This window comes from Streptomyces sp. CLCI03 (assembly GCF_053615355.1).
The window spans coordinates 4883021-4902657 of sequence record NZ_CM132132.1; the positions used below are offsets into that span (position 1 = coordinate 4883021).

The 19637-nt window shown below is 72.5% G+C and carries 17 protein-coding genes; 14 read left to right on the forward strand and 3 right to left on the reverse strand.

Features of this window, described 5'->3' with window-relative positions; translation table 11 throughout:
• Positions 1-90: 90 nt before the first annotated feature.
• Positions 91-648 carry a TetR/AcrR family transcriptional regulator gene (locus ACWG52_RS22600; protein WP_389815562.1) on the forward strand — a complete coding sequence of 186 codons (558 nt, stop codon included), beginning with the start codon at positions 91-93 and terminating at the stop codon, positions 646-648.
• A 45-nt stretch (positions 649-693) separates the two neighbouring features.
• Here ACWG52_RS22600 and ACWG52_RS22605 read toward each other — a convergent pair whose 3' ends face one another.
• Positions 694-2064, reverse strand: a complete 1371-nt coding sequence (locus ACWG52_RS22605; protein WP_389815559.1) for a type III PLP-dependent enzyme domain-containing protein — start codon at positions 2062-2064, stop codon at positions 694-696.
• A gap of 103 nt (positions 2065-2167) precedes the next feature.
• Here ACWG52_RS22605 and hutU point away from each other — a divergent pair, with 103 nt between their 5' ends.
• The 8 genes from hutU (at position 2168) to ACWG52_RS22645 (ending at position 11936) form a co-directional block, all read left to right on the forward strand.
• Positions 2168-3832: a urocanate hydratase gene (hutU, locus tag ACWG52_RS22610; protein ID WP_389815556.1), complete on the forward strand. Its 1665-nt coding sequence runs from the start codon at positions 2168-2170 to the stop codon at positions 3830-3832.
• 11 nt (positions 3833-3843) lie between these two features.
• Positions 3844-5034 (forward strand): allantoate amidohydrolase, encoded by a 1191-nt coding sequence (locus ACWG52_RS22615; RefSeq protein ID WP_030724689.1) that lies wholly within the window; start codon positions 3844-3846, stop codon positions 5032-5034.
• Complete coding sequence (locus ACWG52_RS22620; RefSeq protein WP_389815553.1) at positions 5025-6365, forward strand: formimidoylglutamate deiminase; 1341 nt, start codon at positions 5025-5027, stop codon at positions 6363-6365. The genes ACWG52_RS22615 and ACWG52_RS22620 overlap by 10 nt, the downstream gene beginning before the upstream one ends.
• 146 nt (positions 6366-6511) lie before the next feature.
• Positions 6512-7690: an imidazolonepropionase gene (gene hutI, locus ACWG52_RS22625; RefSeq protein ID WP_389815551.1), complete on the forward strand. Its 1179-nt coding sequence runs from the start codon at positions 6512-6514 to the stop codon at positions 7688-7690.
• 113 nt (positions 7691-7803) lie between these two features.
• On the forward strand, positions 7804-8496 hold the full coding sequence (locus tag ACWG52_RS22630; RefSeq protein ID WP_375939440.1) for an LPXTG cell wall anchor domain-containing protein: 693 nt from the start codon (positions 7804-7806) through the stop codon (positions 8494-8496).
• Positions 8497-8512: 16 nt separating this feature from the next.
• Positions 8513-9541, forward strand: coding sequence for a COG1470 family protein (locus ACWG52_RS22635; RefSeq protein ID WP_389815548.1), 1029 nt, complete (start codon positions 8513-8515; stop codon positions 9539-9541).
• Entirely contained in the window at positions 9538-10638 is a 1101-nt protein-coding gene (locus ACWG52_RS22640; RefSeq protein ID WP_389815546.1) for a neocarzinostatin apoprotein domain-containing protein, read from the forward strand. The genes ACWG52_RS22635 and ACWG52_RS22640 overlap by 4 nt, the downstream gene beginning before the upstream one ends.
• A gap of 14 nt (positions 10639-10652) precedes the next feature.
• Positions 10653-11936 carry a hypothetical protein gene (locus ACWG52_RS22645; RefSeq protein WP_390140732.1) on the forward strand — a complete coding sequence of 428 codons (1284 nt, stop codon included), beginning with the start codon at positions 10653-10655 and terminating at the stop codon, positions 11934-11936.
• Positions 11937-12001: 65 nt separating this feature from the next.
• On the opposite strand, the gene ACWG52_RS22650 is transcribed toward ACWG52_RS22645, so the two are convergent.
• Positions 12002-13522, reverse strand: a complete 1521-nt coding sequence (locus ACWG52_RS22650; RefSeq protein ID WP_389815543.1) for a peptide MFS transporter — start codon at positions 13520-13522, stop codon at positions 12002-12004.
• A 496-nt stretch (positions 13523-14018) separates the two neighbouring features.
• Between ACWG52_RS22650 and ACWG52_RS22655 the strand changes: the two genes are divergently transcribed.
• Together ACWG52_RS22655 and ACWG52_RS22660 are read left to right on the forward strand one after the other, a co-directional pair.
• The gene (locus tag ACWG52_RS22655) at positions 14019-14696 is read left to right on the forward strand and encodes a response regulator transcription factor (protein ID WP_389815541.1); all 678 of its coding nucleotides are present in this window, start codon (positions 14019-14021) and stop codon (positions 14694-14696) included.
• 37 nt (positions 14697-14733) lie between these two features.
• Complete coding sequence (locus ACWG52_RS22660; protein WP_389815538.1) at positions 14734-15999, forward strand: ATP-binding protein; 1266 nt, start codon at positions 14734-14736, stop codon at positions 15997-15999.
• Between the two features lie 11 nt (positions 16000-16010).
• Here ACWG52_RS22660 and ACWG52_RS22665 read toward each other — a convergent pair whose 3' ends face one another.
• A complete protein-coding gene (locus tag ACWG52_RS22665; RefSeq protein WP_161296043.1) occupies positions 16011-16550 on the reverse strand; it encodes a GtrA family protein in 540 nt (179 codons plus the stop codon).
• 211 nt (positions 16551-16761) lie between these two features.
• Here ACWG52_RS22665 and ACWG52_RS22670 point away from each other — a divergent pair, with 211 nt between their 5' ends.
• Genes ACWG52_RS22670 through ACWG52_RS22680 form a run of 3 tightly spaced genes read left to right on the forward strand, consistent with a single transcriptional unit; the run spans position 16762 to position 19612 of the window.
• Positions 16762-17901, forward strand: coding sequence for a 5-(carboxyamino)imidazole ribonucleotide synthase (locus tag ACWG52_RS22670; protein ID WP_389815534.1), 1140 nt, complete (start codon positions 16762-16764; stop codon positions 17899-17901).
• Positions 17898-18434 carry a 5-(carboxyamino)imidazole ribonucleotide mutase gene (purE, locus tag ACWG52_RS22675; protein WP_375941143.1) on the forward strand — a complete coding sequence of 179 codons (537 nt, stop codon included), beginning with the start codon at positions 17898-17900 and terminating at the stop codon, positions 18432-18434. The genes ACWG52_RS22670 and purE overlap by 4 nt, the downstream gene beginning before the upstream one ends.
• The gene (locus ACWG52_RS22680) at positions 18431-19612 is read left to right on the forward strand and encodes a dipeptidase (protein ID WP_326748206.1); all 1182 of its coding nucleotides are present in this window, start codon (positions 18431-18433) and stop codon (positions 19610-19612) included. The genes purE and ACWG52_RS22680 overlap by 4 nt, the downstream gene beginning before the upstream one ends.
• The last annotated feature ends 25 nt before the right edge of the window (positions 19613-19637 follow it).

Genomic DNA, 19637 nt, shown 5'->3' on the forward strand with positions numbered 1-19637 from the left:
CAGGCCAACGCTTGTTGGCCAACAGTTGTTGATATGAGAGTGCGCCTCTCCCGCTGGTATGTCAACGCTTGTTGGCCTACGCTCGTTGGCATGACCGCGCGACGCACTTCCGACACGACCAAGACGGCGATCCTGCGGGCGGCCCGGGAGCGCTTCGCCGCGCAGGGCTACGAGCGCACCACCATCCGCGCCGTCGCGGCGGACGCGGAGATCGACCCGTCGATGGTCATGCGCTACTTCGGCAGCAAGGAGCGGCTCTTCGACGCCGCCCTCGCGGTGGACCTGCGCCTGCCCGACCTGGGCGCCGTGCCGGCCGGGGAGCTCCCCGCCGCCCTCGTGCGGCACTTCGTGGAGCGGTGGGAGGGTGATCCGGCCGACGACGCGCTGCTGGTGCTGTTGCGCTCGGCGGTGACGAACGAGCAGGCCGCGGCCCGGATGCGGGAGGTCTTCGCGGCGCAGGTCGCTCCGGCGTTGGCGGCCGCCGTCGGCCCGGAGCGGGCCGCGGCGGTGGCGGGCCTGGTCTCCGCGCAGCTGCTGGGCCTGGCCCTGACCCGCTACCTGCTGCGCCTGCCGGGGGTCGTCGCGCTGACCCCGGCCGAGGTCGTGGCGGGCGTCGCCCCGGCCCTGGCGGCCACCCTCACCGGCTGAGTCCGTCGCCCGGCGGGCGGAGCGGCGGGGCGCCGCCCCGGGTGCTCACAGCAGTGCGTCCCGCAGGTCTCCGCCCGCTTCCGCGACGATCGCCGACACGTCCTGCGCGGGGCGCACCAGACGGAAGGCGACCTCCCCCGACTCCGTGACCGTGAAGCCGTGGACCGCCGGCCGCGGCAGGCTGTTGTAGCCGTAGTGGGCCGTGAAGAAGTACGCCCCGGTGTCCGGGACGCCGATCAGGTCGCCGGGGGCGAGCAGGGGCAGCTCGCGGGCGGTCGCGAGCAGGTCCCCGGCGAAGCAGGCCGGGCCCGCGACGTCCTGGGCCACCGGGTCGCCGGTCTTCGGGGCGCCCTTCGCGTCGTACGGCAGGATCCGCACCGGCCAGGCCGCCGGGGCGTACGCGGTGCGGGTCGCCACCTGGACCCCGGCGTGGGTGAGCGCGATCGACCGGGAGCCGCTGGTCTTGGTGTACTCCACGCGGGCCAGCACCAGGCCGTGCTTGGCCAACAGGGCGCGACCGAATTCCGTGACCAGGCCGTACGAGCCGTCGAACAGGGCGGGGACCGCCTCGCGCAGCGCCGCCACGTAGCCCGCGAACGTCGGGGTCTCCTCGTCGGAGGCGAAGTTCACCGGCAGGCCGCCGCCGATGTCGAGGGTGTCGACCTGGCGTCGCCCGGCCGCCGCGTTGATCTCCTCGGCGAGCGCGTGGAGCTCCCGTACGCCTTCCGCGATCAGCGGCAGGGGTACGCCCTGGGAGCCCGAGTGGATGTGCAGCCGGGTGAGCCACGGCCGGTCCAGGTAGGCGCGTACGAGCCAGGCGCGCGCGCCCGGGTCGCGCAGGGCGATCCCGAACTTCGAGGTGGCGGTGGCCGTGGACAGGGCGTCGATGGCGCCTGCCCCGGTCTGCGGGTTGATCCGTACGCCGATCGGGGCCGCGGGGGGCGTGGCCGACCGGCCGACGAGCCCGTCCAGGCGGGCCAGCTCCTGCGGGTTGTCGGCGTTGACGGCGATGCCCAGGGCCAGGGCCTCGCGCAGCTCGGCCGGGGTCTTGGCGGGGGAGTCCAGGACGGTCCGCTCCGCGGGCACCCCGGCCGCCCGGGCCAGCGCCAGCTCCCCGGGGCTCGCCACCTCGCAACCGAGCCCGGCGTCGGCGAGCAGCCGCAGGACCGGGACGAGCGGGGCGGCCTTGACGGCGAAGGCGTGCAGGACGGGGGTGCCGGGCGCCAGGGCGGCCGCGAAGGCGCCGGTCAGGGCCGCGGCGGAGGCCCGGATCCCGGCGACGTCCAGCAGGCAGACCAGGGGCCGTGCCTCCTCGCCCCCGCCCACGAGGCCCTGCTCGACGGCGGCCCGCACGGCCGGATCCCGGCGCCCCGCGGCGCTCGCGGCGACACCCTCGACCTCGCTGTTCGCAGCCATTCGGCCATCCCATCACCCGACGGGGCCGAACGCAGCTGTTGACTGAATCTATTCAGGGCAGGAGGATGTGAATAGATTGACCAACATCGGAGGAGGCACCGCCATGTCAGGACCCCGCCCCGTACGTGCCGCGCGAGGCACCGAGCTCAGCACCCTGGGATGGCAGCAGGAGGCCGCCCTGCGGATGCTGCAGAACAACCTCGACCCCGAGGTCGCCGAGCACCCCGACAAGCTCGTCGTCTACGGCGGCACCGGCAAGGCCGCCCGCGACTGGCGCTCGTACGACGCGATGGTCCGCACCCTGCAGACCCTCAAGCAGGACGAGACGATGCTGGTCCAGTCCGGCCGCCCGGTCGGCGTGATGCAGACCCACGAGTGGGCGCCGCGCGTCCTGCTCGCCAACTCCAACCTCGTCGGCGACTGGGCCAACTGGGAGGAGTTCCGCCGCCTGGAGCACCTGGGCCTGACCATGTACGGCCAGATGACCGCCGGGTCCTGGATCTACATCGGCACCCAGGGCATCCTCCAGGGCACCTACGAGACCTTCGCCGCCGTCGCCGCCAAGAAGTTCAACGGCACCCTCGCGGGCACCATCACCCTCACCGCCGGCCTCGGCGGCATGGGCGGCGCCCAGCCGCTGGCCGTGACGATGAACGACGGCGTCGCGATCTGTATCGACGTCGACCCGCGCGCCATCGACCGCCGCATCGAGCACCGCTACCTGGACGTCAAGGCCGACAACCTCCGCCACGCCCTCCAGCTGGCCGTCGAAGCCCGCGACGCCCGCAAGCCGCTCTCCATCGGCCTCCTCGGCAACGCCGCCGAGCTGCTCCCGCAGATGCTCGCCGAGGGCGCCCCGATCGACATCGTGACCGACCAGACCTCGGCCCACGACCCGCTCGCGTACCTGCCCGTCGGCGTCGACTTCGACGACATGGCTTCCTACGCGGCCAAGGACCCGGCCGGCTTCACCACCCGCGCCCGTGAGTCCATGGCCAAGCACGTCGAGGCCATGGTCGGCTTCATGGACGCCGGCGCCGAGGTCTTCGACTACGGCAACTCCATCCGCGGCGAGGCCCAGCTGGCCGGCTACGACCGTGCCTTCGCCTTCCCCGGCTTCGTCCCGGCCTACATCCGCCCGCTGTTCTGCGAGGGCAAGGGCCCCTTCCGCTGGGCCGCCCTGTCCGGCGAGGCCTCGGACATCCACAAGACCGACAAGGCCATGCTGGAGCTCTTCCCGGAGAACGAGTCCCTGCACCGCTGGATCAAGATGGCCGGCGAGCGCGTCCACTTCCAGGGCCTGCCCGCGCGCATCTGCTGGCTCGGCTACGGCGAGCGCGACAAGGCCGGCGAGCGCTTCAACGACATGGTGGCCGACGGCACCCTCGCCGCGCCCCTGGCGATCGGCCGCGACCACCTCGACTGCGGCTCGGTGGCCTCCCCGTACCGCGAGACCGAGGCCATGCTCGACGGCTCCGACGCGATCGCCGACTGGCCGCTGCTCAACGCCATGGTCAACGTGGCCTCCGGAGCCTCCTGGGTCTCCATCCACCACGGCGGCGGCGTCGGCATGGGCCGCTCCATCCACGCGGGCCAGGTCACCGTCGCCGACGGCACCCCGCTCGCCGGTGAGAAGATCCGCCGCGTCCTCACCAACGACCCGGGCATGGGCGTCATCCGCCACGTCGACGCCGGCTACGACATCGCCGAGTCGGTCGCCGACGAGCGCGGCGTCCGCGTCCCCATGCGTGAGGGCGACGACGCGTGACCTTCCACGAGATGTGGGCGGAGCTCGCGCCCATCGGCCGCGACGCCGGCACCGGCGGATACCGCCGGTACGCCTGGAGCGGGGCCGACGCCGACTGCCGGACCTGGTTCCAGGAGCAGGCCGAGGCGCGCGGGCTGACGTACGAGACCGACCGCAACGGCAACCAGTGGGCCTGGCTGGGCGACCCCCTCGCGGGGGACGCCGTGGTCACCGGCTCGCACCTGGACTCCGTCCCCGACGGCGGGGCCTTCGACGGCCCCCTCGGGGTGGTCTCCTCCTTCGCGGCCCTGGACGAACTCCGCAGGAGGGGCGCGGAGTTCTCCAGGCCGCTGGCCATCACCAACTTCGGTGACGAGGAAGGCGCCCGCTTCGGGCTCGCCTGCGTCGGCTCCCGGCTCGCCGCCGGACAGCTGACCAAGGAGAAGGCGTACGAGCTGCGCGACGCCGAGGGCATCTCCCTGCCCCAGGCCATGGAGGCCGCCGGCTACGACCCCGAGGCCATCGGGGCCGACCCCGAACGCCTGGGCCGCATCGGCGCCTTCGTCGAACTCCACGTGGAACAGGGCCGGGCCCTGGACCTGTCCGGGGACCGGGTCGGCATCGCCTCCGCGATCTGGCCGCACGGCCGCTGGCGGTTCGACTTCCGCGGCGAGGCCAACCACGCCGGCACCACCCGGCTGGTCGACCGCCGCGACCCGATGCTCACCTACGCGTCGACCGTGCTGGCCGCCCGCACGGAGGCGGCCCTCGCCGGGGCCGTCGCCACCTTCGGGAAGATCGCGGTCGAGCCCAACGGGGTCAACGCCATCCCCTCGCTGGTGCGCGGCTGGCTCGACTCCCGGGCCGCCGACCAGGCCACCCTCGACACGGTCGTCACGGCCATCGAGAAGGCCGCCCGCGAGCGCGCCGACCAGGACGGCATCGACCTCGACATCGTCCGGGAGTCCTTCACCCCGGTCGTCGAGTTCGAGCACGCCCTGCGCGACGAGATGAACCGGATCCTGGGCGGTTCGGTCCCCGTGCTCGGCACCGGGGCGGGACACGACGCCGGGATCCTCTCGGCGGCCGTCCCGACCGCCATGCTGTTCGTACGGAACCCGACCGGCGTCTCCCACTCCCCGCGGGAGTTCGCCGCCGAGGACGACTGCGTGGCAGGCGTCCTCGCCCTCGCCGACGTACTGGAAGGCCTGGCATGTCGTTGACGACGTACTGGCTGGAGCACGCCTGGCTCGGCACCCACGTCGAGCCGGGCGTCGCCCTGGAGGTCACCGAGGACGGGCGGATCGGCGCCCTGCGCACCGGGGTCGAGACCCCGCCGCCCGGCGCCGAGGTGCTGCGCGGCCTGACGATCCCCGGGCTGGCCAACGCACACAGCCACGCCTTCCACCGGGCCCTGCGCGGCACCGTCCAGGTCGGCTCGGGCACCTTCTGGACCTGGCGCGACCTGATGTACAAGGTCGCCCAGAACCTCACCCCCGACAGCTACTTCGCGCTCGCCCGCGCCGCCTACGCGGAGATGGCGCTGGCCGGCATCACCAACGTCGGCGAGTTCCACTACGTCCACCACGCGCCCGGCGGCACCGCCTACGCCGACCCGAACGCGATGGGCGAGGCCCTGATCGAGGCCGCCGCCGCGGCCGGGATCCGGATCACGCTCCTGGACACCGCGTACCTGTCCTCCGGCTTCGGAGAGGCCCCCAACAGCCACCAGCTGCGCTTCTCCGACGGCACCGCCGAGGCCTGGGCCGAGCGCGCGAGCGCGCTGAAGCCCCGCGAGCACGCCCTGATCGGCGCCGCGATCCACTCGGTCCGCGCGGTCCCCGCAGCCGAACTGGCCACCGTGGCCGGCTGGGCCGAGGAGCGCCGGGCGCCCCTGCACGTCCACCTCTCGGAGCAGACCGCCGAGAACGACGCCTGCCAGGCCGCCCACGGACGCACCCCGACCCAGCTGCTGGCCGACCACGGGGTGCTCGGCCCGCGCACCACCGGCGTCCACAACACGCACCTCACCGATGTGGACATCGCCCTCCTCGGCGGGACCGGCACGGGCACCTGCATGTGCCCCACCACCGAACGCGACCTCGCGGACGGCATCGGCCCGGCGACCCGGCTCCAGCACGCGGGCAGCCCGCTGTCCCTGGGCAGCGACAGCCATGCCGTGATCGACCTGCTCGAAGAGGCCCGCGCGATGGAGCTGAACGAGCGCCTGCGCAGCCGCACCCGGGGCCACTGGACGGCGAACGCCCTGCTCACCGCCGCCACCGAGGACGGCCACGCCGCCCTCGGACTCCCGGACGCGGGGCGCCTGGAGGCGGGCGCGCTCGCGGACTTCACCACCATCGCGCTGGACTCCGTCCGTACGGCGGGTCCGCCGGCGCGGCTCGGCGCCGAGACGGCGGTGTTCGCCGCCACCGCCTCGGACGTCCGCCACACGGTGGTCGGCGGCCGCCACGTGGTCCGCGACGGCCACCACACCCTGGTCGGGGACGTCCCGTCCGCCCTCGCCGAATCGATCGCAGCCCTGCGCGGCTGACCGTCGCGGGGCTCCGCCCCGGAACCCGCGCCTCAAACGCCGGCGAGGCTGGATTTTCAGCCCGTCCGGCGTTTGAGGACCGGGTCCGGGCAGAGCCCGGGAAACGGCGAAAGGGCGGGGCGGGGAGAGCAACCTTGAGAGGAACCATGACCACCACCTGCATCACCAACATCGGCAGCCTCGTCACCAACGACCCGTCCGTCGGCGACGGTTCACCCCTGGGCCTGATCGAGAACGCCGCCGTCGTCATCGACGGCGACAAGGTCGCCTGGGTCGGCCCCGCCGCCAAGGCGCCCGACACCGACGAGGTCGTCGACGCGCAGGGTCGGGCCGTCATCCCCGGCTTCGTCGACTCCCACTCGCACCTCGTCTTCGCCGGCGACCGCACCCAGGAGTTCAACGCCCGGATGTCGGGCCGCGCCTACTCCGCCGGCGGCATCCGCACCACCGTCGCCGCCACCCGCGCCGCCACCGACGCCGAGCTGGAGGCGAACCTCGTCCGCCACCTCGACGAGGCCCGCCGCCAGGGCACCACCACCTTCGAGACCAAGTCCGGCTACGGCCTCACCGTCGCCGACGAGGCCCGCGCCCTGCGCATCGCCGCCGCGCACACCGAGGAGGTCACCTACCTCGGCGCGCACATCGTCTCCCCGGACTTCGCCGAGGACCCGGCCGGCTACGTCGACCTCGTCACCGGCGAGATGCTGGCGGCCTGCGCCCCGTACGCCCGCTGGGTGGACGTCTTCTGCGAGAAGGGCGCCTTCGACGGCGACCAGGCCCGCGCCATCCTCACCGCCGGCGCCGCCGCCGGGCTGATCCCGCGCGTGCACGCCAACCAGCTCTCCTACGGGCCCGGCGTCCAGCTCGCCGTCGAGCTCGAAGCGGCCTCCGCCGACCACTGCACCCACCTCACCGACGCCGATGTCGACGCCCTCGCCCAGGCCGCCGGCACCACCGTGGCCACCCTGCTGCCCGGCGCCGAGTTCTCCACGCGCGCCCAGTGGCCCGACGCCCGGCGCCTGATCGACGCGGGCGCCACCGTCGCCCTGTCCACGGACTGCAACCCCGGCTCCTCCTACACGAGTTCGATGCCCTTCTGCATCGCGCTCGCCGTCCGCGACATGCGGATGACCCCCGACGAGGCCCTCTGGTCGGCCACCGCCGGTGGCGCCCGCGCCCTGCGTCGCGACGACATCGGCTTCCTCGCCCCGGGAGCCCGCGCGGACCTGGCCCTGCTGGACGCCCCGAGCCATGTCCACCTCGCCTACCGTCCGGGCGTACCGCTGGTCTCCGGCGTCTGGCAGCGGGGGCGCCGCGCCTACTGACGAACAGTCGATCCCGGGTTGTCCTTTGTCTTCCCTCCGTAAGGGCCCGGGCGTACCTTGAGCCACCGATCTGATGTGTCGTCAGTTTTCTGTGGCCCGAGGGGAAGACGAAGGTGTCCGACCGCAAACGCTCCACCGCGCTCGCGCTGGCCTCCGCGCTGGCCGGATCGGCGGTGCTGTTCACCGCCCCCGCGGCCCATGCCGCCGTCGTCGACGTCGCCTACGACTGCAAGACCCCGATCGGGGACAAGTCGGCGGTGTCGCCCATCGACATCAAGTCCGTCAAGGAGGGGGACGGGTACAAGCTGACGATGTCCTTCCAGAAGGGCGTCTCGTCCAGCCCCATCGAGCTCGGCAAGGGCGCCATGAGCCCCAGCGCCGTCATCGTCGTCGGCGGCGCCGAGAAGGTGTCCGTACCGGTGTCGGGACCGTCCAACCCCGAGGCCGTGCCCCCGGACACCCCCATCAAGATCACCGACCTCTCGGGCACCTACACTCCCAAGAAGAGCGGCAAGGTCACCTTCACCGCCGGCGTGCTCACCATCAAGGCGATGGGCACCACGACCACCTGCACCCCCGGCAACAACCCGGGACCGTCGCTCGAACTGGACGTCACGGCGCCCGGCGGCGGGGGTGGCGGAGGCGGGGGCACGCAGCCCGGCGCCGACACCACCGGCGACACCCTCCCGCAGACCGGGCCCACCGACTCCGCCCTGGCCCTCGGCACCCTCGGCGGAACGGTGCTGCTCGCCGGCGCGGCCGGTGTGCTCTGGCTGACCCGGCGCGGGCAGCGGGCCCGGTCCTGAACGGAGCACCTCGGTCATGCCCGTGCTCCACTCCCTCAGGCGCGCCGCCGTCGTCCTCCTGCTCGCCGCCGCCACGCTGTACGCGGCTCCCGCGCGCCCGGCGGCCGCCGACGAGCCGGGCTGGACCGCCGAGCCCGCCACCGGCGCGGCGGCGACCGCCGTCCGCCCCTCCTTCTACCTGGCCGGCGCCCCCGGTACCGTGCTGGAGGACCGCCTCGCCCTGGCCAACACCACCGACCAGGAGCGCACGATCACCCTGCGCGGGGCCGATGCCTACAACACGGCCGACGGCGCCTTCGCGGTCCGCCCGGCGACGCCCGGAGCCGGGGCCGCCGCGACCACCGGGGCCACCGGGGCCGGTTCCTGGATCAGCTTCGGGGCCGCCACCACCGTGAAGGTCCCGCCCCGTACCCGGGCCCTGATCCCCTTCACCCTCACCGTGCCGCCCGCGTCCCCGCCCGGCGACCACCCCGCCGCCGTGATCGCCACCGAGGGCGGCCACGAGGTCGGGGTGCGGGTCCACCTGCGGGTCGGCGGCCCCACGCTGGCCGCCCTCACGGTCGAGGACGTCGCCGTACGGGGCCGGGGCGCGGCCGCCGTCATCGCCTACACCCTCGTCAACCGCGGCAACGTGGCCCTCACCCCGGAACTCCGGGTCCGCGCCGAGGCCCTGGTCGGCGAGCCGGCCGACCCGCCCCGCGGCCGCACCCCGCCGATCGAGCTGCTCCCCGGTCAGCGGGTGGAGCTCACCGAACCCTGGCCCGGCGCCCCGGCCTTCGACCGGGTCCGCGTCACCCTCACCGTGACCGCCCCCGGCGGAGCCCGCGCGGTGGCCACCGGATCGCGGTGGCTCGTCCCCTGGGGCCTGGTCGGCCTGCTCGGGGGCGGCCTGCTCGGCCTCGGCGCGACGACCGCCGCCGCGCTGTACCTCGTACGCGGCCGGCGACCCGAACCGGGAAGCCCGGCACCGGCGCCGGACGGGCCGTCCGCGGCCGGACCGACACCCCCTGCACCGCACCACGAACTGACGGGAGCCGCCAGGTGAGAAGAGTCGGAGCCCTGCTGGCCGCGGGGCTGGCGGTGTGCGCCCTGGCGCTGTCCCCCGCGGGCCCGGCCGCCGCCGCCGAGGGCAAGCCGGCCGTGGCGCTCTCGCTCCAGGAGGCCGCCAAGGGCACCGGGATCACCGTCACCGGCACCGGCTGGCCGGCGAAGACGCTGGTGATGCTGCTGGTCTGCGGTCAGAACATGATCGGCGGCACCAACAGTTGCGCCAACGCCGACGGCGCCGCCGTCTCGGTCGGCGCCGACGGGAGCTTCACCGCGCAGCTGCCCGTGGTGGCACCGCCCAAGCCCTGCCCGTGCATCGTCAACGTCACCTCCGTCAACGGCGACCAGTCCACCGTCGCGATCCCCTTGAAGATCACCGACCATCCGGTCGCCGAGTTGCCCGCCGAGTCCGGCACGGCCCGCCTCGCGATGCTCACCGGGGTCCGGCTGGAGGGCGAGGACGGGGTGCTGACCTGGTTCGGCGCCCCGCCCACCCGGAAGTTCAAGGTCACGGTCGGCAATCTCGGCCCGGTCCCGGTCAAGGACCCGGTCTTCCAGCTCGGCACCGCGCACGGGGTGTTCGCCCCGCTGTGGGAGGAGGCCCGGTGGAAGGGCACCATCCCGCCCGGCGGGAAGGCGGAGATCGCGCTCGACGTGAGTCTGGCCGCCGGCGCCCACGGGGACTACACGATCTCCCTCAAGTACGGCGAGACCGTGGTGGCCGCACAGCCCTGGGGCGTGGACCGCCCGTACGGGGTGCTGCTCTTCTGGGGTCTGCTCCTGCTGGTGATCCCGGCCGCGGTCTTCCGTATCGGCATGGCGGTCGTCGACCGGGTCCGACCGGGCGCCGCCCCCGCCGCCGGCCGCCACCGGGGCGTACGGCTGCCCGACGCGGCCTCCGCGGTGACGGCCCGGCTGCCGCGGATCGGGTCCCCACGGCCGCCCGAACGGGCCCCGGGCTCCGACGGCCCGGAGCCGTCCCCCCAGACCACCACGGCGGTCCTGCCGTGGTTCACCCCGGACAGCGCGCCGGGCACAGCACCACAGGCGTCCGCACCGTCTGAGAACCGTTCGACGACGAAGGGACATTCGTGAATACCCAACGGAGGGTGAGCGCGGCCGTGATCGCGCTGCTGCTCGGCGGTGCCGGTATCGCCATCGGAGCCACTCCCGCCCAGGCCGCGGAGACCAAGTTCAACGTCAAGTGCGTTCCCCCGGCCGGGGGCGGCGCTCCGGTGGAGGGGGAGACCACCGCCAAGGTCACCGCCCCCGCCTCGGCGAAGGTCGGCGACGAGGTCGACGTGTCCTGGGAGACGGTGAAGCCGGCCTCGAACAACACGGACCTGATGGACATCCCGCAGGACGCGGTCCAGCCCACCGGCTGGATCACGGTCGGCGGCGGGGGCGGTGAGCTGAAGGTCGTCGGGGAGAAGAAGAACCCGCCGATCCCGAAGAAGGCGCCCATGCAGATGTCCGTGATGAAGGGCAAGCTGAAGCTCACCAAGGCCGGGAAGATCACGCTGACCCCCGGCAAGTACGACGTGGCCGTCACCTTCTCCTTCGGCACGTTCGTCACCAAGTGTGCGCCGACCGGCGCCGTGGGGGTCGGGGCCACCATCGACGTGGCGGCCGGCTCCAGCGGTGGCACGACGACCGGTGGCACGACGACGGGCGGCACGACGACGGGCGGCACGACGACCGGTGGCACCACCACGGGCGGTTCCACGACCACGGGAGGTTCCACCGGAGGCGGAGGCGGCCAGACCGACTTCCCGGGCAAGGCGGTCGAGGTGGCCTTCGACTGCGGGCCGGTCGTCCCGGGGGGCATCAAGACCCCGGTCACGATCAACGCCAAGAAGAACGGCGGCAGCTACGACCTGACGGTCAAGACCGCCAAGGGAGCGATGGCGGCGCCCATGGCCCTGCCCGCGGGAGCGCTCAAGCCCTCCATGGACGTGAAGCTCGGCGGGGCGGACAGCGGCACGGTCAAGGTCTCCGGCCCGGCCAACGCGGAGCCGATCCCGGACAAGGCCCCGGTCAGCCTCAGCGACATGACCGGTACCTACAAGCCCGGGAAGAGCGGCAAGGTGACGCTGAGCCCGGACCAGCTGACGATCGACGTCACGATGGCTCCCGGCTCCACCCCGATCAACGTCCCCTGCAAGGCCGCGAGCAGCGGGGTGTCGCTGGAACTGGACACCGCCGCCCAGCCGGGCGGCTCCGGTTCCTCGACGTCCTCCTCCGGCAGCACCACCTCGGGCGGTCTCGCCGAGACCGGCGCGGAGGACGAGGGCGGCATCAAGGCCCTGGCCCTGGTCGCCGGCACGGTGATCCTGCTCGGCGGGGCGGTGTTCACCTTCACCCCGTGGCGCCGCCTGCGCGGCACCCGCTGACACGAGAACGGCCCGGCACACCTTCCGGTGTGCCGGGCCGTTCCGTGGGACGGGGAGCCGACGGGTCAGCCCATGCCGTCCATCAGCTGGTTGACCTTCTTGCGGTACATGAAGATCGCGAGGCCGGCGAGGACGGCGGCGACGGCCTGGAAGAGGATGACCCCGACGCCGTTCAGCTGCACGTCGGCGAGACCCATCAGACCGGTGATGCAGTCACCGGCGGTGACGGCGAGGAACCAGACGCCCATCATCTGGGAGCCGTACTTCTGCGGAGCCATCTTCGTGGTGACCGACAGGCCGACCGGGGAGAGGCACAGCTCGGCGAGCGTGTGCATCAGGAAGATGAGCACCAGCCACCACATGGTGACCTTGGTGTCGTTTCCGGCGGTCTGGCTCAGCGGGATCGCGAAGACGAAGAACGAGGCGCCGACGATGATCAGGGCCACCGAGAACTTCACGATGGTGCTGGGCTCGCGGTTGCGGCGGGCCAGGGCCACCCACGCGGCGGCGAAGACCGGGGCCAGGGCCACCACGAAGAGCGGGTTCAGCGACTGGAAGATCGTGGTCGGGACTTCCCAGCCGAACAGGGCGCGCTCGGAGTTCTTGTCACCGAAGAGCGAGAGGGTCGAACCGCCCTGGTCGTAGATCATCCAGAAGACGGCGGCGGCCACGAAGAACCAGATGTAGGCGCTCATCCGGGTCTGCTCGACGGTGGACAGGTCCCGGTCCCGCTTGATGCGGACGAGGACGGCGACCGGGATGAGCAGACCGGCGATGGTGATCGGGTACAGCGCCCACTTGATGGTGAACATGTCCGCGGCGACGACGGCGCCGTAGAAGACGGCGATGACGGCCAGGACGGCGAGGGCCTTGACGATCACGGCCTTGCGCTCGACCGCGGACAGCGGGTTCGGGACGATGCTGCTCTGCGGGCTCAGGGTGCGGCCGGCGAGCAGGTAGATCACGAGGCCGATGCCCATGCCGACGGCGGCGAGCGCGAAGCCGAGGTGCCAGTTCACGAGCTCGCCGACCATGCCGATGCCGACCGGGGCGAGCAGGGCGCCCACGTTGATGCCGATGTAGAAGATCGTGAAGCCGCTGTCCCGGCGCGGGTCGTCCACACCGCGGTACAGGTGGCCGACCATCGTGGAGATGTTGGCCTTCAGCAGACCGGAGCCGACGGCGACCAGCAGCAGACCGACGAAGAACGACAGCTGGCCGGGCAGGGCGAGCGCCACGTGGCCCGCCATGATCACGGCACCGGCGATGGTGACCGTCTTGCGGGCGCCCCAGACGCGGTCGCCGAACCAACCGCCGGGCATGGCCATGAGGTAGACCATGGCGACGTAGACGGAGTAGATCGCCGTGGCCGTCGCGGCGGTGAAGCCGAGGCCACCACCCTGGCTGCCGGTCGCGGCGTCGACACCGCCGGAGACCAGGTACAGGACGAGAAGCGCACGCATGCCGTAGTAGGAGAAGCGCTCCCACATCTCGGTCATGAACAGCGTGGCCAGGCCGATCGGGTGGCCGAGGACGGTCTTCTCGTGAGCGGGGCTCGGTGAGGCCGTCGTCAGGCTGGAAGCCATGGTCGATCCTTGCTTGCTCGGGACGCTTCGGCTTCGTGAGCTCATCCGCGCCCGGTGGGGGGTGGCCGGCACCGGTGGACGGATCTCCCACCCCACGCCTCGGGGCCCGCCCCACGGGGATGGGGGCGGCAGGACATCCGTCACCGGGATCCACGCCCTCCCGCGCATCTCACGCGAGGGGCCCGGCCAACAGGTCATTCACTGTCGTCACGATCGGCCGGGCCGGCCCTTGATCGGACCGTCCGTCCGGTTCAGGACAGAAATAGAGACCTTTGTGCTGCTTTTCGGCACAAAGGTCCCTGAGGTATTGCATCAGGCGTCTCGCCACCATACGACACGACACTGCGGCATATGAAAGGACTTGAGAGATGGATCACAAGGCGCGCCGGGAACCGTTCGACCATATTCGAAGGCGCTCGGTCGCTCATAAGCGCAGATAGAGAGGGGTCCTCCCGGGGGCCTCTGGATTCAGCCGCCGCGCACTACCATCACCCACATGACGCGTGTACTGCTCGCCGAGGACGACGCATCCATCTCGGAACCCCTGGCCCGCGCCCTGCGCCGGGAGGGGTACGAGGTCGAGGTCCGGGAGGACGGCCCCACCGCCCTGGACGCGGGACTGCAGGGCGGCGTCGATCTCGTCGTCCTCGACCTGGGACTGCCGGGCATGGACGGCCTGGAGGTGGCCCGCCGGCTGCGCGCCGAGGGCCACGGCTTCCCGATCCTGGTCCTCACCGCCCGGGCCGACGAGGTCGACACGGTCGTCGGCCTGGACGCCGGCGCCGACGACTACGTGACCAAGCCCTTCCGCCTGGCCGAACTGCTCGCCCGGGTCCGGGCCCTGCTCCGGCGCGGCGCCACCGAGACCCCGCAGCCCCCGGCCACCCACGGCGTGCGGATCGACGTCGAATCGCACCGGGCGTGGATGGGGGAGGAGGAGCTCCAGCTCACGGCCAAGGAGTTCGACCTGCTGCGGGTCCTGGTCCGCGACGCGGGCCGGGTGGTCACCCGCGACCAGCTCATGCGCGAGGTCTGGGACACCACCTGGTGGTCCTCCACCAAGACCCTCGACATGCACATCTCCTGGCTGCGCAAGAAGCTGGGCGACGACGCCGCCAACCCCCGCTACATCGCCACCGTGCGGGGCGTCGGATTCCGCTTCGAGAAGAGCTGACCGCCTCCTACGCCCCACCTGGGGCATGCTCTAGGGCATGCGCCGCCGCCTCATCAACTCCACGCTCGCCGTGGTGCTCGTCGTGATCGCCGTCTTCGGGGTCTCCCTCGTCATCGTGGAGACCCGGACCATCACCAGCAGCGCCCAGGACCGCATCGAGTCCGAGGCGCTGCGGCTCGTGGGCATCGTCGAGGCGAACGTCCTGGAGAAGAAGCCGATCGACCCCGTGGCCCTCGGCGAACAGCTCGACTCCGGCCACCACGCGCGGATCACCGTCCCCGGCCAGCCGGTCGTGCAGGTGGGCGCCCCGATCCCCGACAGTGTGATCCGCGGCACCGCCCGCGGGGAGCAGGGCGAGGTCGTCATCGTGGAGGAGTCCCGCTCCACCGTGACCCGCGAGGTCGGGCGGACCCTGGCCGTGGTCGGCGCGGTCGCCCTGCTGGCCGTCGTGGCGGCCGTACTCCTCGCCGTACGGCAGGCCAACCGGCTGGCCTCCCCGCTCACCGACCTGGCCGAGACGGCCGAGCGGCTCGGATCGGGCGACCCGCGGCCCCGGCACAAGCGGTACGGGGTCCCCGAGCTGGACCGGGTCGCGGACGTACTGGACTCCAGCGCCGAGCGGATCGGCCGGATGCTCACAGCCGAGCGGCGCCTGGCCGCGGACGCCTCCCACCAGCTACGCACCCCCCTCACCGCGCTCTCCATGCGGCTGGAGGAGATCACGGTCACCGACGACCTGGCGACCGTCCGGGAGGAGGCGACGATCGCCCTGACCCAGGTGGAGCGGCTCACGGACGTGGTGCAGCGGCTGCTCACCAACTCGCGGGACCCGCGGACGGGCTCGGCGGTCCCCTTCGACCTGGACGAGGTCGTCAAGCAGCAGGTGGAGGAGTGGCGGCCTGCCTACCGCAGTGCCGGCCGGGCCATCGTGCGGTCCGGACGGACGGGCGTGCGGGCCGTCGGCACCCCGGGGGCGGTCTCGCAGGTGCTGGCCACCCTGGTGGAGAACGCCCTGATGCACGGTGGCGGCACGGTCGCGCTGCGTACCCGGGTGATCGGCAACCAGGCGGTGCTGGAGGTCACGGACGAGGGCCCCGGCGTCCCGCCGGACCTCGGCAACCGGATCTTCGAGCGGGCCATCAGCGGCCGCAACTCCACCGGGATCGGCCTCGCGGTGGCCCGGGACCTCGCGGAGGCGGACGGCGGCCGCCTGGAGCTGCTCCAGACGCAGCCACCGGTGTTCGCGCTCTTCCTCAGCCGCACGGCGCCGGAACCGGCCGAACCGCAGACCACCGTCCGCTAGGGGGTGTGTGACTAGTTGTTCGCGGGCGCCGGCTCGGGCAGCGGTTCCGGCCTGCGGTCCGGCTTCGGCACGGGCGCCGGGTCCGGCATCGGCTCGCTCGGCTCCGTCGGCGCGGGCAGGGCCTTGAAGACCCAGGTCCGGTACGACCAGAAGCGGAAGACGGTCGCCGTCCCGATGCCGACGAACTTGAAGACGTTGGACGCGAGCGGCCCGTCCCAGCCGAACCCGTAGGTGGCGGTGTAGAGGACGCCGTTCTCGATGACCAGCCCGATCGCGCTGAACAGGGCGAACAGGGTCAGCTCCCGGGTGCGCCCGCTCTGCGCGCGGTCCCGGTAGGCGAAGTAACGGAAACCGAGGTAGTTCGTGGCGATGGCCACGACGGTGGCTATGACGCTCGCGCGTACCACCTGGAGGTCGGTCGTGTTGCGGATCAGGTTGAAGACACCCAGGTTGACCAGCACACCGAGACCGCCGACGGCCCCGAACTTGGCGACCTCCCGTGCGAAACCGCGTACGCGTTCGAGGAGCGATCCGTTCTTCGGCGTGCTCATGTGATGGTTCAGTCCCTGTCGGTCACCGCCCCGCGAGGGGCGTCCGGTGGTTTTCGTCAACCCAGACATGCTAAGTGTCCTCCGGTTGCTCCGTCTTTCCCATCCGGGACCGTGCGACGCAACGCACACGGGTACGCACACGGGAACGTTCTCGCCAGGGCTCAGCCCATGCGGGTCCTGATGGCCGAATACCGGCGGATACCCTGGAGAGGTGACGTTCCCGGTAGTCGGCATGGTCGGCGGCGGACAGCTCGCCCGCATGACCCACGAGGCGGGTATCCCCCTCGGCATCAGATTCAAGCTCCTCAGTGACACCCCGCAGGACTCGGCGGCCCAGGTCGTGAGCGATGTCGTCATCGGCGACTATCGCGACCTGGAGACGTTGCGTGCCTTCGCGCGCGGTTGTGACGTGATCACCTTCGACCACGAGCATGTACCCATGGAGCACCTACGGGCCCTGGAAGCGGACGGCATCCCCGTCCGCCCGGGGCCCGACGCTTTGGTGCACGCCCAGGACAAGGGGGTGATGCGCGCCAAGCTCGACGAGATCGGCGCGCCCAGCCCCCGCCACCGGATCGTGAGCGATCCGGACGACGTGACCGCCTTCGCGGACGAGGTGGGCGGGTTCCCCGTCATCCTCAAGACCGTGCGGGGCGGGTACGACGGCAAGGGGGTGTGGTTCGTCCGCACCCCCGAGGACGCGGCGGCCCCGTTCAAGGCGGGTGTCCCGGTCCTCGCGGAGGAGAAGGTCGACTTCGTCCGCGAGCTCGCGGCGAACATCGTCCGCTCCCCGCACGGCCAGGCGGTGGCCTACCCGGTCGTCGAGTCCCGCCAGGTGGACGGGGTCTGCGACACCGTGATCGCCCCGGCCCCGAACCTCTCGGAGGCCCTCGCGGGCGAGGCCCAGGCCCTCGCCCTGCGCATCGCCAAGGAACTCGACGTGACCGGCCACCTGGCCGTGGAGCTGTTCGAGACCACCGACGGTCGGATCCTGGTCAACGAACTGGCGATGCGCCCGCACAACAGCGGCCACTGGACCCAGGACGGGGCCGTGACCTCCCAGTTCGCCAACCACGTGCGCGCGGTCCTGGACCTTCCGCTGGGCGACCCGCGCCCCCGCGCCACGTGGACCGTCATGGCGAACGTGCTGGGTGGGGACTTCCCCGACATGTACGCGGCGTACCTGCACTGCATGGCCCACGATCCCCAGCTGAAGATCCACATGTACGGCAAGGACGTGAAACACGGTCGCAAGGTCGGCCACGTCAACACCTACGGCGACGATCTGGACGATGTGCTGGAGCGCGCACGCCACGCCGCCGACTACCTCAGAGGAACGGTCACGGAATGAGCACCACCGCCGCAGGACCTGTCATCGGCATCGTCATGGGCTCCGACTCGGACTGGCCCGTGATGGAGGCCGCCGCCCAGGCCCTCGACGAGTTCGAGATCCGCTACGAGGTCGACGTGGTCTCCGCCCACCGGATGCCGCGCGAGATGATCGAGTACGGGGAGCGGGCCGCCGGCCGCGGACTGAAGGCGATCATCGCGGGCGCGGGCGGAGCCGCCCACCTGCCCGGCATGCTCGCCTCGGTCACCCCGCTCCCGGTCATCGGCGTGCCGGTGCCGCTGAAGTACCTCGACGGCATGGACTCGCTGATGTCGATCGTCCAGATGCCGGCCGGGGTCCCCGTCGCCACCGTCTCGATCGCCGGCGCGCGCAACGCGGGCCTGCTGGCCGTACGGATGCTGGCCGCGCACGACCCGGAGCTGCTGGCCCGGATGACCGACTTCCAGCAGGAACTCAACGACCAGGCCACCGAGAAGGGCAAGCGGCTGCGTACGAAGGTCGCCGGCTCGGAATCCTTCGGGTTCGGCAAGTGAGCGCCGCGCAGCGTCTGGACGAGGCGCGCGAGCTGTTGGCCGAACACCCCGTCGTGGACGGCCACAACGACCTGCCCTGGGCGCTGCGCGAGCAGGTGCGCTACGACCTGGCGCGCCGGGACATCGCGGGCGACCAGTCCGCCCACCTGCACACCGACATCCCCCGGATGCGCGCCGGCGGGGTCGGCGCGCAGTTCTGGTCCGTCTACGTGCGGTCCGACTACGCCGGTGACGAGGCGGTCAGCGCCACCCTGGAGCAGATCGACGTCGTCGCCCAGCTGATCGACCGTTACCCCGGCGACCTCGTGCGGGCGCTGACGGCGGACGACATGGAGGCGGCCCGCGCCGACGGCCGGATCGCCTCGCTGATGGGCGCCGAGGGCGGCCACTCCATCAACAACTCGCTCGCCACCCTGCGCGCCCTGCACCAGCTGGGCGTGCGGTACATGACGCTCACGCACAACGACACCATCGACTGGGCGGACTCGGCGACCGACGAGCCCCGGCACGGCGGTCTGACCGACTTCGGCCGCGAGGTCGTCCGCGAGATGAACCGCGTCGGCATGCTGGTGGACCTCTCGCACGTCGCCGCGACGACGATGCGCGACGCCATCGCGGTCTCCGCCGCGCCGGTCGTCTTCTCGCACTCGTCGGCGCGGGCTGTCTGCGACCACCCGCGCAACATCCCCGACGACGTGCTGGCGCTGCTGCCGGCCAACGGCGGGGTGGCGATGGCCACCTTCGTCCCGAAGTTCATCCTCCCGGCGGCGGTCGAGTGGACCCTGGCCGCGGACGAGAACCTGCGGGCGCACGGCCTCCACCACCTGGACACCACCCCCGAGGCGATGGCCCTGCACCGGGCCTTCGAGGAGGCGCGCCCGCGCCCCGTGGCCACGGCCGCGACGGTGGCCGACCACCTGGACCACATGCGCGAGGTGGCCGGCATCGACCACATCGGCATCGGCGGGGACTACGACGGCACGGCCTTCACCCCGTCCGGCCTGGACGACGTGGCGGGCTACCCGAACCTCGTCGCCGAGCTGCTCGCGCGCGGCTGGTCCAAGGCCGACCTGGCACAGCTGACCTGGTCCAACGCGGTACGGGTGCTGCGCGACGCGGAGGCGGTCGCCCGCGACCTGTCGGCCTCCCGGGGCCCGTCGAACGCGGTGATCCGCTAGCGGACGCGGTGCCCGGCGGGGCGCG